Annotated in this window: 13 protein-coding genes; 4 read left to right on the top strand and 9 right to left on the bottom strand. The window is 35.6% G+C overall.

Annotation, left to right across the window (positions count from 1 at the left end; all coding sequences use genetic code 11):
- Positions 1-10 precede the first annotated feature (10 nt).
- Positions 11-910 carry a magnesium transporter CorA family protein gene (locus ACZZZA_RS09705; RefSeq protein WP_463431357.1) on the bottom strand — a complete coding sequence of 300 codons (900 nt, stop codon included), beginning with the start codon at positions 908-910 and terminating at the stop codon, positions 11-13.
- 77 nt (positions 911-987) lie between these two features.
- Here ACZZZA_RS09705 and ACZZZA_RS09710 point away from each other — a divergent pair, with 77 nt between their 5' ends.
- Complete coding sequence (locus tag ACZZZA_RS09710; RefSeq protein WP_463431359.1) at positions 988-2,010, top strand: 3-oxoacyl-ACP synthase III family protein; 1,023 nt, start codon at positions 988-990, stop codon at positions 2,008-2,010.
- A 91-nt stretch (positions 2,011-2,101) separates the two neighbouring features.
- On the opposite strand, the gene ACZZZA_RS09715 is transcribed toward ACZZZA_RS09710, so the two are convergent.
- From ACZZZA_RS09715 to ACZZZA_RS09750, 8 genes are all read right to left on the bottom strand, one after another.
- The gene (locus tag ACZZZA_RS09715; protein ID WP_463431361.1) at positions 2,102-3,475 is read right to left on the bottom strand and encodes a T9SS type A sorting domain-containing protein; all 1,374 of its coding nucleotides are present in this window, start codon (positions 3,473-3,475) and stop codon (positions 2,102-2,104) included.
- Positions 3,476-3,832: 357 nt separating this feature from the next.
- Complete coding sequence (locus ACZZZA_RS09720; protein WP_463431362.1) at positions 3,833-4,993, bottom strand: thioredoxin family protein; 1,161 nt, start codon at positions 4,991-4,993, stop codon at positions 3,833-3,835.
- Between the two features lie 160 nt (positions 4,994-5,153).
- Positions 5,154-5,420 carry a hypothetical protein gene (locus tag ACZZZA_RS09725; protein WP_463431363.1) on the bottom strand — a complete coding sequence of 89 codons (267 nt, stop codon included), beginning with the start codon at positions 5,418-5,420 and terminating at the stop codon, positions 5,154-5,156.
- Positions 5,421-5,504: 84 nt separating this feature from the next.
- Positions 5,505-5,708, bottom strand: coding sequence for a cytochrome C551 (locus ACZZZA_RS09730; protein ID WP_463431364.1), 204 nt, complete (start codon positions 5,706-5,708; stop codon positions 5,505-5,507).
- A gap of 185 nt (positions 5,709-5,893) precedes the next feature.
- Entirely contained in the window at positions 5,894-7,519 is a 1,626-nt protein-coding gene (gene pruA / locus ACZZZA_RS09735; protein WP_463431365.1) for an L-glutamate gamma-semialdehyde dehydrogenase, read from the bottom strand.
- 167 nt (positions 7,520-7,686) lie between these two features.
- Positions 7,687-8,790, bottom strand: a complete 1,104-nt coding sequence (locus tag ACZZZA_RS09740) for a DNA topoisomerase IB (RefSeq protein ID WP_463431366.1) — start codon at positions 8,788-8,790, stop codon at positions 7,687-7,689.
- 12 nt (positions 8,791-8,802) lie between these two features.
- On the bottom strand, positions 8,803-8,970 hold the full coding sequence (locus ACZZZA_RS09745; RefSeq protein ID WP_463431367.1) for a phosphatidate cytidylyltransferase: 168 nt from the start codon (positions 8,968-8,970) through the stop codon (positions 8,803-8,805).
- A gap of 27 nt (positions 8,971-8,997) precedes the next feature.
- Positions 8,998-9,435, bottom strand: coding sequence for a DUF6526 family protein (locus ACZZZA_RS09750; RefSeq protein WP_463431368.1), 438 nt, complete (start codon positions 9,433-9,435; stop codon positions 8,998-9,000).
- 185 nt (positions 9,436-9,620) lie between these two features.
- Between ACZZZA_RS09750 and ACZZZA_RS09755 the strand changes: the two genes are divergently transcribed.
- From ACZZZA_RS09755 to ACZZZA_RS09765, 3 genes are all read left to right on the top strand, one after another.
- Positions 9,621-11,390 (top strand): aminopeptidase P family protein, encoded by a 1,770-nt coding sequence (locus ACZZZA_RS09755; RefSeq protein WP_463431369.1) that lies wholly within the window; start codon positions 9,621-9,623, stop codon positions 11,388-11,390.
- A gap of 98 nt (positions 11,391-11,488) precedes the next feature.
- Positions 11,489-12,874 (top strand): tRNA uridine-5-carboxymethylaminomethyl(34) synthesis GTPase MnmE, encoded by a 1,386-nt coding sequence (mnmE, locus tag ACZZZA_RS09760; RefSeq protein WP_463431370.1) that lies wholly within the window; start codon positions 11,489-11,491, stop codon positions 12,872-12,874.
- A 358-nt stretch (positions 12,875-13,232) separates the two neighbouring features.
- A complete protein-coding gene (locus ACZZZA_RS09765) occupies positions 13,233-14,297 on the top strand; it encodes a hypothetical protein (protein ID WP_463431371.1) in 1,065 nt (354 codons plus the stop codon).
- Positions 14,298-14,302 lie beyond the last annotated feature (5 nt).

The following is a 14,302-nucleotide window of genomic DNA, read 5'->3' on the forward strand; positions in this document are numbered from 1 at the left end:
ATTTAAAAAATTACCATTGCTTTCTTCTCGCATAAATAAAGGTACAGATTACAATCACCGCCATTAAACCCAGCGTATAAAAATAACCGTTCTGTGTTCTCAATTCCGGCATATTGTCGAAGTTCATTCCGTATAATCCTGCGATAAAAGTGATCGGTAAAAAGTATACAGAATAAATCGCCAGAACTTTCATGACCTGATTGGCTTTCTGGTCAGATAATGCAAGAAACATTGAAATTAAGTTGGTAAGCTGTATATTCAAATGATCAAAATCTGCAACTACATCTTTCTGTTTGTCTTTTAAATCGACCACTTCAGAATCCTGTAGATCCAGTAATTTAAACTTATCAATCGCATCATTGGAAATGGTTAAAACCCGGGAATTTAATCCGGATTTCCTTTTTAATTTATACAATCTCCGGATTTGATTGGTGTGGTTGGTGTTTTTCAGGAAAATTTCATTTTCAATATTGTCCATTGTTTCAAAAAGACTGATGGCTTCATCATCAAAAGTTTTCATAATGACCAGAGAAATCATCAGTGCGATTTTCTGAGGCGATGCTTCATCTGAACTTTCGGTAAGATCTTTTTTGGTTTCAGTAATACTTTTCGCCTTCATTCGGTGAATCGTAATGATGGTTTTTTCTAAAAGGAAAATTCCGATTTTGGTACTGATATCACTGATGGTATTGAGGTTTTTACGTTCCAGTTCGGTGCTTTCTCGTAAAAGAAAGAATTTTATATTTCCGTCTTCTTCATATTTTGGGAGATGATTGGGATCTAAGGTGTCTTCCAGAAGGAGATTGTTGATCTCATATCTTTCATGAAGATATTTCATATCTTCGGCGGTAGGTGCTTCTACGTCTATCCATTCGCATCCCGGATCTCTGTAAATTGTGTTAATAGGCATGAAGTAAAAATACTATTTATTTTAAAAAAGTGATGTGCAGAATAAAGTTTTATCTTTACCAAAATTAAACAAACTATATGATTAAAAGTACAATAAAAGGGATCGGGTTTCACGTTCCGGATCATGTTGTGACCAATGATGATTTAGCCAAATTAATGACCACCAATGACGAATGGATTACGGAACGTACAGGTATCAAAGAGCGAAGACACAGAATCAACAGGAATGATACTCAAGAAACGACAGCGTTTTTAGGTTTTAAAGCTTCAGAAAAGGCACTTCAGCAAGCTGGTTTAACGGCAAAAGATATTGATTACATTATTTTTGCAACGCTTTCACCGGATTATTATTTTCCAGGTTGCGGCGTCTTGCTTCAGGATTTACTGGGTTGTGATACGATCGGTGCACTGGATGTAAGAAATCAGTGTTCAGGATTTGTTTATGCGATGAGTGTTGCCAATGCTTTTATAAAATCGGGAACCTATAAAAATATTCTGGTTGTAGGAGCTGAAGTTCATTCTTTCGGATTAGATTTTTCAGATGAAGGAAGAGGAGTTTCTGTGATTTTTGGTGATGGGGCAGGAGCGATACTGCTTTCTGCAACCGAAGATGAAAATGCAGGAGATATTTTAGCCATGAATATGCATTCCGAAGGGAAATATGCAGATGAATTGTGTACGCAGTTTCCTGGTTCTAAATATGGATGGAGTGACAGAATGAGAAAAGAGCCGGAAAATGTAACGGATAAAGAAGTGTACCCGATCATGAATGGAAATTTTGTTTTCAAACATGCCGTGACAAGATTTCCCGAAACGATGCAGGAAGCCTTGGATAAAGCCGGAAAAACAATTGAAGATTTGGATATGTTTATTCCGCATCAGGCAAATTTGAGGATTGCACAGTTCGTTCAGCAGAAATTCGGTTTGCCGGATGAAAAAATTCATAATAACATCCAGAAATACGGAAATACTACTGCTGCTTCTATTCCGATTGCTTTGCACGAAGCGATTGAACTAGGGAAAGTGAAAAGAGGAGATTTGGTGCTTCTTTCAGCTTTTGGAAGTGGTTTTACCTGGGGAAGTATTTTGTTTGAATATTAAACTTAATAAAACTTTTTTTACCCCGTTTTAATAAAAAAAAATAAAAGGACTTTAGTACAACTAAAGTCCTTTTAAAATAACCAATTCAATGTTATTTCACAATAACTTTTTGAACAGTTTTAGATGAATTACTCTTAATAGTGAATAAATAAGTTCCGGCCTCTAAATCTCGGATATCTATTTTATTATTATTATTATTATTATTATTTACTTCAATTGATTTTATAAACTGTCCTGTTACAGCTGTGATATCTACAGTTTTTATTTTCTGATCAGATTTAATAAAGATAAAATCTTTAGCAGGATTAGGATATAGAATTGATGTCTTTTCAGTATTGCTAACATCATTTACAGCCAAAACATTATCTGTACATGTCACCTGTGTAGGAGTGTCTACTGATGTAAGAGTTCCGTCTGCATTACCTAATTGGTAGGTTCCGTCATTTCCCCAAGCCCATAATGTACCATCTGATTTAATTCCTCCAGAATGGTTGGCTCCAAATCGAACCGGAATTGTTGTCCAAGTGCTGCCAATAACAAGAGAAGGAGTAGCAGAAGTTGCAACTGGAGCGCCGTTTCCTAATTTTCCCGAACTGTCATTTCCAAAAGCCCATAGAGAAGAATCAGTTTTTAAAGCAAAAGAAGTGTTGTCTCCTGCTCCTGCACTCACCCAATTGGTATCTGTTCCTACCTGCGTTGGAACACTTACGTTGGGTGTAGTTGTTCCATTTCCTAATGCTCCATCTGCACTGCTTCCCCATGACCACAGTGTACCATCAGTCTTAACAGCTAGTGAATGAGATAGTCCTGCTGCAGATTGCTTCCAGTTTGTTGCAGTTCCTACTTGTGTAAAAACGTTAGTTGATGTACCTAATCCTGTTTGTCCGGAGGTATTTGTACCTGTAGCCCAAAGCGTTCCGTTATTTTTAATTGCTAATGAATGTTGAGGTCCTGTACTGATGGAAGCCCAGTCGGTATCAGTTCCTATCTGCACAAAACCAAGGGCAGAAGTGTAGTTACCATTACCAAACCCTCCAAAATTATTGATGCCTGTAGCCCAGAGTGTACCATCAGTTTTTATGGCTAACAGAACATTGTCTCCAGCAGAAATAGCTTTGTACGTACTTGTTCCTGTTTGAGTAGGAACTAAAAAGTTTCCCAGATAGCTACTTCCGAAAGACCATATTGTACCATCATTTTTTAAGGCAGCAATGTAAGAAGTAGCTGCAGAAACCTGATTCCAATCTGTACCAGTACCAACCTGGGAAGGATGTGCATAGTTTCCTGTGCCACTTCCGTTTCCGCCGTAGGAATTTCCCCAGATCCAAAAGGTTCCGTCATTTTTAATAGCTCCGGAGTAGTTGGAAGCTTGTGCAACTTTAGTATAGCCAGTAAGACTACATTGTGAGTAAACGCTTGTAAATTGAGAAGCGAATAAGACAATAAATAATTTTGAAAATTTCATCTTGTGTTAAAAAAATGTGTTAATAATGCACAAAAATAGTATTTTTTTATTTTAAATAAATTTTTAATTTTTAAATTTAGTTTATTTCTTATCGATTTGATGATAATTATTTAATTCATATGGAAAAGAATATTAGAATAATTTCCTGTGCGAAGCAATTAGGCATTGTTTTATGTTTTTTTTATTCTTTTTTGTTGGAATAATAATTTATTATGCAAAACATATAGATTTTGTTTTAGTAATAAATTATAGGTTGATTCGGTTAAAGTCTAATATTCAGAATGATCATAGATATAGAAAACGAAAGATGAGCCATGTGAGACTCATCTTTGGTTTATAATAGGTAAAAAAATTCGTTTAAAGACTGTTCAGTAACTTCTCGGTGTCAGAAGAATCTTGGCCTGTACTCTTTGCTAAATTAATTGACTTTTCTGCCCAAATTTTAGCGTTTTTCTTGTCGCCGATTTTATTATAAAGATTGGCTAAAGTATCTGTATTGGCGTAGCTTTCTTGCTTCTTTACAGATTCCTGAGCCCATTTTACGGCAGTTTCCAGAGACGATTTTGTGTTGACGTTCTCAAAGAAATTCCATGCGATTGAATTGAGTTCATCTGAACCTGCAGCAGAATAATCCTTATACACTTCTAAGGTCATTTTCTCATACGCTGCAAAATCTTTGTCTTTTAAAGCTCTGCTTGATTTTGCTCTTTTCAAAAGTTTTTCAGATTCTTCTTTAGTCAAAAACTTCTGGGTTTCAGTGTAGAAATACGCATCATTCCATTTTTTTGTATCAGCACTGTACGTTTTTTTCATGATGGTATTCAGCTTCACATTTTTGTCAAACATTTCATAACGGTCAGCCGGAAAAACTTTGATGATCTCCTCTTTCTTGTTCTGAAAAATCTTATATAAAGGGCTTTCTGTAGTTTGCGTTCCTGTCAGGATCATCTGTACATCTTCCTGATCTAAAGTGTTTTTTGCACTAAAATAACGATCCAAAACTCTTCCTGCGAAGTCTGCGTCATTGTAAATGGTAAGACCGGCAAGGTTTTTCAGGAATTCAGGATCTTTTTCTCCTTTTTCGAATTTTTGTTTTAATGCCGTCAGTCTTTTGTTGGGATCTCCCGCATCCATCGCAAACTGAATGAAGTCTTTTTCTTCTACATATCCAATAGTTCTGTGTACTTCCTCACCGTCACCGTTGATGAAAAGATAAGTAGGAAACACTTTCACATTGTATTTTTTTGCCAAGTCAATGCCTTCTCCTTTTTCCATATCAATTTTTGCATTTACGAAATGGTCGTTGTAATAATCACCTACAGGCTTTAGAGGAAAAATATTTTTCACCATCAGTTTACATGGTCCGCACCAGACTGCATAAGCATCAACGAAAACCAGTTTGTTTTCTTTTTTTGCTTTAGCTAAAAGACTTTTGAAATTTCCTTCTTCGAATTTAATCCCCTGTCCGAATGTAATTGCGACAAAGAATAGGAATGATAATATTGCTGTTTTTTTCATGAAATATTTTATTGAATACAAATGTAATAATTATGTACACACAAGACTTTATAATTATTAATAATTGAATTCATAAATTTTGTTAAAATATTTATAAATAATCAATATTAAATAGGTTAAAAAAAGACAAAAAATCCACAGAAACTCTGTGGATTTTACCTTATCTTGATCCTCCTACCTGTGTATTCGGACGCGATTCCTTGCTTTTGTAATCGGTTGGCTTTGTGATAGTATCGTTTGCGAGATTTGTAGTATCATTTCCTGTTGTAGCGTTTCGTTCTGAATTTGCTACCGCCGAATCTCCCATATCATTTCGCATTGCATCTTTATTATGATCCTCTTTAAACTCTTCTCTGTTTTCTTTTTTTTGAGCACAGCTTCCTAAAAATAATGATCCTAAAACTGCTCCAATCCATAACTTTTTCATAGTATACATATTTAAATTTTGATTTTCAAATATAAAAAATCCGCAGAACTTGAATCTGCGGACTTTCATTTTTACATTAGATTTTTATCGGGTTGCAGGAGTCGACATAGAATCTACTTTCATAGAATCCGTAGGCACTGTCATCATCGTATCTGCTACAGGCGGTGCAGCTTGCGTTGCGTCTACCGCTGTAGAATCTGTGTTACTGGATGATAATTGTTTCTCTTTAGTGCCGCAACTTACTGCGAAAAATCCAATTCCTAGGGTTAATAACATTAACTTTTTCATATTATAATTTTTAAATGGTGTAGTAGTGAGTATTCAATAACTATTCCGAAAATTTGTATAATATGAACATTTAAAAGTAAATATATTAAATTTATGTTAAATATTTAGTAAAAATAAAGCCCCGAAAAATTTCGAGGCTGTATTGTAGTTTAAAAAAGAAATTATTGGTAATAATGATCTAATTTTTACCCTAAATATGGATATTTATAATCTTTAGGAGATACAAAAGTTTCTTTGATGCTTCTCACAGAAGTCCATCTTAATAAGTTCATTTTAGACCCTGCTTTATCATTGGTTCCTGAAGCTCTGCCACCACCGAAAGGTTGCTGTCCTACAACGGCACCTGTTGGTTTGTCATTGATATAGAAGTTTCCAGATGCGTTTTCCAGTGCTTTGAAAGCCTCGTCAGTTGCATATCTGTCTTGCGAAAATACAGAACCGGTTAATGAATAAGGAGAAGATGAATCTACGATTTTAAGGGTCTCTTTCCAATCCTGATCTTCGTAAACAAATACGGATAAGATAGGTCCGAAGATTTCTTCAACCATACTTTCGTATTGAGGATCAGTTGTTTCAATAACAGTTGGGCTAACAAACCAACCTTTAGAATCATCACATTTACCACCGATAATTACTTCTGCATTGCTGGATGCTTCAGCTCTTTCGATATACCCTTTGCATTTCTCGAATGAGTTTTTATCGATTACAGCATTCACGAAATTAGAAGGATCTTCCGGCGAACCGATTTTGATTGAAGCGATCTGGGTTTCCATTACTTTTTTCACGTCTGCCCAAAGTGATCTTGGAATGTAAGCTCTTGAAGCAGCAGAACATTTTTGTCCTTGATATTCAAAAGAACCTCTAACCAAACCTGTTGCTACAGCTTCTACATTAGCAGAAGGATGAGCGATTACGAAATCTTTACCACCTGTTTCTCCAACGATTCTTGGATATGTTCTGTAATTGTGAATATTATCTCCAATCATTTTCCACATTCCCTGGAAAACTTTAGTAGATCCTGTAAAGTGAAGTCCTGCAAAATCTCTGTGAGCTAAAACTTTTTCAGCAGTTTCTTTACCATCTGTAAATACCATGTTAATGACTCCGGCAGGAAGCCCAGCCTCGATCAATACATCCATAATTACTTTTGCAGAATAAATTTGCTTGTCAGAAGGTTTCCAAACAACTACGTTTCCAAGCATTGCCATACATGCAGGTAAGTTTCCTGAAATTGCTGTAAAATTGAATGGTGTCACCGCAAAAACAAATCCTTCTAAAGGTCTGTATTCTACACGATTCCAGATTCCTGCATCAGAAACAGGCTGTTCAGAATACATTTCTGTCATGAATTCTACATTGAATCTTAAGAAATCAATGAATTCACAAGCAGCATCAATCTCTGCCTGATGAACATTTTTAGACTGTCCGATCATTGTTGCTGCATTAATTACATCTCTGTAAGGTCCTGCCAGAAGATCAGCAGCTTTTAAGAAAATAGCAGCTCTGTGTTCCCATCCTAGATCATTCCATTTTTTTTTAGCAGCTAAAGCAGCGTTGATGGCATCGTCTACATGCTGCATCGTCCCTCTGTGATAAAAACCGAAATCGTGAGCGTGATCCTGAGGAGACTGAAGCTGAACTTTATCGTCAGTTTTTACTTCTTTACCATTGATAACCATTGGAATCTCTATTTTCTGTGCCCACATTTTTTTGTACTGGGCGATCAGAGATTTTACTTCCGGAGAACCAGGTTCATAAGAATTTACCGGCTCGTTTACTGCAAATGGTACTTGCGAAATTGCTTTTGACATATTACGTTGTATTATTTTATAGTTTTGCTAATGTCACAAATTTACAACTTTTATTTGATGTCGATTATGATCTCAATAGTGAATTTTGTTCCGCAAGTGAATGCTGAATTTTATATACAGTAACTATTTAACAGGCACAGCAAATTGACCATTCACATTCACTCTCATCACAATTTCTCGTTTTCCAGAATTTTTAATACCAGTTTTTCTTCGTGTGTCAGACCTGCTTTGCCGTCGTTTTCTTCTATTTCTTCCAATTCGTCCAGATATTTTTTAATAGAGTTATTCTCGTATAAATTAATGACCAAAGGATGAACATAATATTTTCTACAGACTGTACTCGTATTTCCTAAATGTTCAGCAACAATATCCAGGGCTGCTTTAACTTTCTTTTTGTACTCCGTATTGTTTTCGGTATAACCGATTTCTTTAAATGCGATTAGTGCGTTTACAGTTCCTGACCAGGTTCTGAAGTCTTTTGCCGTGAAATCTTCACCACTCAGTTCTTTAATATAATCATTCACCATACCGGAATCTACATGATGTCTGTTTCCTTCGCTGTCATAATATTGGAACAACTCTTTCCCTGGAATTTCTTTACATTTTGTAATTAATTTTGCAAGTCTTTTGCTTTTCAGATTGACATCATGCATCACTCCTTTTTTTCCTTTGAAAGCGAAGTTGATTTTCTGCCCTTCTACTTTTACATGTTTTCCCTTTAAAGTCGTAAGACCAAAAGAACCGTAAAGCTTTTCATAAATACTGTTACCGATTCTGATATTGGTGCGTTGCATCAGGCTGACTATTAATGCAAGTATTTTTCTTTTTTCGAAATTTCTTAGTGCTAAATCTTTTTCCAGTTGAAGACGGATTTCCGGTAGCGCATATCCGAACTGAAGCATTCTGTAAAATTTGGTATGGTTCCGTAAAGCACTCCACAATGGGTGATATCTATATTGCTTTCTTTTTCTGGCATCAAGACCGGTTGCCTGCAAATGACCATTATCTAAAGTACAGATCCAGACATTTTCCCATGCCGGAGGAATTACCAGTGAGTTGATCCGTCTGATTTCTTCTTTATCTTTTATTTTTTCGCCATCTTTGAAGTAAAGATATTTTTTACCCCTTTTTCTGCGGATAATACCGGATGCTTCTGCATCAGAAGTGTATATAAGATTCACTGCCTTTGCAGAAGCTACCGGATCTTTCATGATTTTGACAATCTTCGCAGGCTTCAGATGAGAAATAATATCTAAATCGGTCTGTTCCATAAATAATTTTGGTTAAGAGTTTTTACCCCTGGAGAATAGCCATAAAAGCAAGGCTATGATTCCGACTACTACAATAATTCCCCACCACATACCTGCTTTGAAGATCGTTTCAACTGCTTCGCAGCTCGTCAATAATAAAATACTGAAAAGACTTAGGCTGTATAAAGTTAACTTTCTCATAATAATTTATATTTAGTGATTGTATAATTAAATTCTCTCGTTATCAGGACGCCAATTTTTGATTGACTTTTTAATTTCGTCCCCTGAAATGTTTTCTTTTAATGCTTTCTCTAGCAGTTCTTTAAACTCATCATTATAAGCAAATCTGAGTGCTGCAATCTGTCCAAAACTGAGTTTTTCGCAAACCTCATCAGATCTTTTATTGAAAATTTCAAAATATCGCTGTCTGAACTCCAACTTTACGATTCTGTTTTGCAGTCCGAGAGCGTAGTGCTGCCGAGTCATTATTGCGAGAAACAAAATTAGAAATATGACGATTGAAAAAAGGATCCATGACAGTTCATTTTGTTCCTCTTTAATGATTTTATAAATTCCGTAACCTTGTAAAATCAGGAGTAGCGGAAGATAAATGAAGTGGTGTGGAGGATAAAACTTCCTGTGATTTTGATAATTCTGCGTTTTCATTTTTAAAATATAGCAAGAACCTTTCCAAAATATTATGAAATTAATAATGATAATAACTTTGTGGTATCTCAAAACAAATATTTAATCTAACCAATGATTGTATAATGTCTCATCAATGAAAAACCTGGAAAATCGAATAGGTGAACTTGATTTTTTGTAACTTTCGGTTTTAAAATTTTAAAATAATGACTTCAAAGGAAAAAGTAGCTGCACTTCGAGAGGAGATGCATAAAAATAATGTTGATGCCTTTATCGTATATTCTGCTGACCCGCACATGAGTGAATATTTGCCTAAAGAATGGCAGGAAAGATCATGGTTATCGGGTTTTTTAGGATCTGCAGGTTTTGTGGTTGTTACGAAGGACAAAGCCGGACTTTGGACTGACGGAAGGTATTTTACACAAGCTCCCATTGAATTAGAAGGTTCAGGAATTGACCTTTTTAAAGACGGAATGGAAGGAACTCCAAATTATATTGACTGGATCATCTCAGAAATCCCGGCTAATGGGAAAGTAGCAGTCAATGCTTTGGCGACTTCTCATGCAAACTGGGAAATGCTTTTTGAAAAATTACACGCAAAAAACATAACTTTAGTTGACCTTCCTTTACTGAAATATGTATGGAAAGAAAGAGGTGAATCTTCAAAAAATCCGATTTATACGCATCCTGTAGAAAGAGCAGGGAAATCTGTAATGGATAAAATTGCTGCCATCCGCCAGAAAATGGAAGCTCAGGAAGTGACAGTTCATATCATTTCAAGTCTTGATGATGTTGCCTGGACGCTGAACTTGAGAGGAAGTGACGTAGAAAGCAATCCTGTATTTTTAGGATACATTATCATTACGAAAAATGAAGTAATGCTGTTTACAGATCTTGATAAATTGGATGTTGATGCAAGAAAACAGATGGACGAAGCATGGGTGAAGATGATGCCTTACGAAGAATTTTATAATCATCTGAAAACCATCAGAAATGAAAAAGTTTTGATTTCGCCCAACAGCAATCAGTCAATTTTTGAAGCTTTGAAAATTGGCAACCAGTTTGTAAAAGCTGCTGTTCCGGGAAATCTGATGAAAGCCCAAAAAAATGAAACTGAACTGGAAGGTTTCAGAAAAGTAATGGTAAGAGACGGCGTTGCAATGGTGAAATTCCTACACTGGCTGACTCACAATGCCGGAAAACAGACAATGAATGAATTTTCTATTGGACAAAAACTAAAGGGTTTCCGTGCAGAAGGCGAAAATTTTGTTGGGGAAAGCTTCGGAAGTATTGTAGGATATAAAGATAATGGTGCGATCATGCATTATTCGGCTAAAGAAGACGGGAGTAAGGAAGTAACCAATGAATCAACGATTTTGGTTGATTCTGGAGGGCAGTATCTTGAAGGAACGACCGATATTACAAGAACTTTTGCTTTGGGAACTCCATCGGAAGAATTTAAGGTAAACTCAACTTTGGTTTTGCAGGGATTAATCCGTCTGTCGATGGCGAAATTTCCGAAAGGGACGAGAGGCGTACAGCTGGATGCAATTGCAAGACTTCCGTTGTGGATGAATGGTAAAGATTTCAATCACGGTACGGGTCATGGTGTAGGAAGTTTTATGAATGTACATGAAGGTCCGCAAAATATCAGAAAAGATTTGAATCCACAGGAATTGCTTCCGGGAATGGTTTGTTCAAATGAACCCGGATATTATGTAGAAGGAGAATACGGAATTCGTCATGAGAATTTAATCGCTGTGAAAGAGTCTGTAGCTACAGATTCAGGAACTTTTTATGAGTTTGAAACATTGACGTTCTGTCCGTTCTTTACAGACACCGTCGTAAAAGAAATTTTATCAATAGAAGAAATTCAATGGTTGAATGACTATCATAGAAAATGTGAAGAAAAAATCGCTCCCTATCTGGAAGGTGAAGTGAAAGAATGGTTTTTGCAATTAGTAAAACCTTTGTAGTAAATATTTTTACATAACGTAAAAGAAGCCTTGTGTTAATTTCGCAAGGCTTTTTTAGTGTCAATATTTTAAATCTACAAAACCGTTATCTTTGCAACATGAATCATGACACTATCTGCGCACTTGCAACAGCCAACGGAATCGGAGCTATCGGAATTATCAGAATTTCGGGAGACGATGCTATTTCAGTTTCTGCAAAAATTTTTGAAGGGAAAAACCTTGAATATGCTCAATCACATACTGTACATTACGGATTTATCAAAGATAATGAAGAGATGATTGATGAAGTAATGGTTTCGGTTTTCAAAGCTCCAAAGACTTTTACCGCTGAAGATTCTGTTGAAATTTCTTTTCATGGCTCACCGCACATTGCTAAGAAAATCTTGGAAGTTTTAATAAAAAACGGAGCAAGAATGGCTAAAGCAGGTGAATTTACGATGCGTGCTTTTATGAATGGCAGAATAGATCTCAGTCAGGCAGAATCAATTGCCGATTTGATTGCTTCGGAAAATGAAGCTTCAAGAAAAGTAGCTCTGAATCAGCTCAAAGGAGGAATCACCAACGAGATTTCATTTTTAAGAACAGATCTATTAAATTTTGTTTCTTTAATTGAATTGGAATTGGATTTTGCGGAAGAAGATGTAGAATTTGCAGACAGGTCGGCTTTGAATCAACTGCTTGATAAAATTGAAAATAAGTTAAATTCTCTTATTGAAAGTTTCCAGTATGGAAATGCAATTAAAAACGGAACTGCAGTCGCTATCATCGGCAAACCCAATGCCGGAAAATCTACTTTGCTGAATGCTTTGCTGAAGGAAGAAAGGGCAATTGTAAGCAGTATTGCCGGAACGACGAGAGATACGATTGAAGAAATTTTACATATAAAAGGTCATGCTTTCCGCCTGATTGATACCGCAGGCTTGCGTGACACATTGGACGAAATTGAAGCGATTGGTGTACAGAAAGCTAAAGAAAAAGTACAGAATGCCAATATTCTTGTTTACTTAGCAGATGCCGGAACAGAAAATTTTTCTGAAGATATTGATATGATTAAATCTTTGCAAAGAGATGATCTTAAGCTTATTATCTGTGCCACGAAAATTGATGAAGTTTTACCCCATCATTATACATCGGCTGAAAATATTTTCAGAAAAGAAATTTCGCAGGATTTTGATTTTATTACCATTTCAGCTGTAGAAAATCAAAATATTCAGGATTTAAAAGACGAATTGTCATCTTATGTTGAACAGTTAAAATCCGAAGAAAATAATGTAGTAATCACCAATCAGCGTCATTTTGAAGCTTTAGGAAAATCTCTGAAGGCTGTTGATAAAGTGAAAGAAGCCATCACCACCCAAATCTCTACAGAACTTTTGGCTTATGAATTGAGAAATGCTTTGGAACATCTTGGTGAAATTTCTGGTGAAGTAACTAATGATGAGGTGTTGGGGAATATTTTTTCTAAGTTTTGTATCGGTAAATAGCGTCTCTCTTTACTCAAACAGTCGAAATTTCAAGCAACACAGGAAATATTAGCAAAATGCTCAAGCTTAATGCTTGGGCATTATTTTACTTTGTATAAGAGGCTTCAACTGAGTGCTGACAATTCTTCAAGCGTGTTTTTTTCATAGATGTTGGTTTTCAGTCTTGTTAAAAACCAAGATACGAAAACCAAAACAATTACATATTGATGTTGAGAAAATCTTATCCTAATAATTTAGAAGATCTACCATGTGTTTACAGTCTTCCACAACAATGTAAAAACAAAATAAAATAAAATATTTACCAAAGGAATTAAATTTCGATTTCTTTGTTTATATTTATATTTAGAAAACGCATTTAATGAAAAAACAGGCTATTACCCTGAAAAATAATACCCTACAACTTAACTTCGGAAACCTGAGATCCCGAAAGTATGCAGTATCGGTAAAGTATTTTGACGGACAAAAAAACATTCCCTCCAAAAGAATAGACTACGAGGCTGAACTCACCATAACTTCCAACAATAATACATGGTTATTAGACATTGATAAAACCAATCTCTGGTTTGATCAGCATGAGCCTGATTTAATCAATGAGATGATGACAGATGAGTTGTTAAAAACGATTTATCCTATTCAGGTAGGGATTAATGAAGCAGGAGCGTTTCTTGGAATTACCAATTTTAACCATATTGTAAACAGCCGTTGGCACAGAAACAAACTCAAAGCTACCGAGAAATATAATACTCAAATAGTACAGGCTTTTTACAATGCTTTTGAGAGAAATCTTGAAAGCAGGGGAGTTTTTGAAAAAAGTATGCAGTATGACTGGTTTTGGAATCTGCTGTTTCATCCGAAATATATTGATTACGGAAAAGAGCATTCATCAAAAACAGATTTATACCTGGCTCTTGTTCCTTACGAATCCACGATACATTTTACAGGAACGCAAAAAATCAATACTGAAATTACTGATTATCATTCGGTAGAAATTCATTTTAAATCCGACGAAATGGCAGCTCCTGATTATTTTATACCGAATCATCATAAAAGTAATAGCAGTTCTGAAAAAAATGTTTTTATGAGGCTGAATGCTTATTTTGACTTGGATGTTTATTATCTGTTTCCCATGCACACGAGAGTTTATTTCGAGGTTTATTCAAAAGATGCAGAAGGAAAAGAAACCACAATAAAAAAAACGGAGTTTACCCAATATCAGCAAAACACCGAGAATAACAAAACCGCTCCGCCCGAAAAAAGAAGTCCATTATTGATTCACGATGATGAAGATGAAGATCATGAAATTTATAAAACCTATGAAGGAAAGGATTACACTTATAAGCAGTGGAAAGACTTTGAAGAAGAACAATACAAACTCTACAAAGAGAAACAGGCAAAAAAAGGGTTTTGGGATTTTTTGGGGTGAATTTT

The sequence above is a fragment of the Chryseobacterium sp. AC405b genome, from assembly GCF_979258685.1.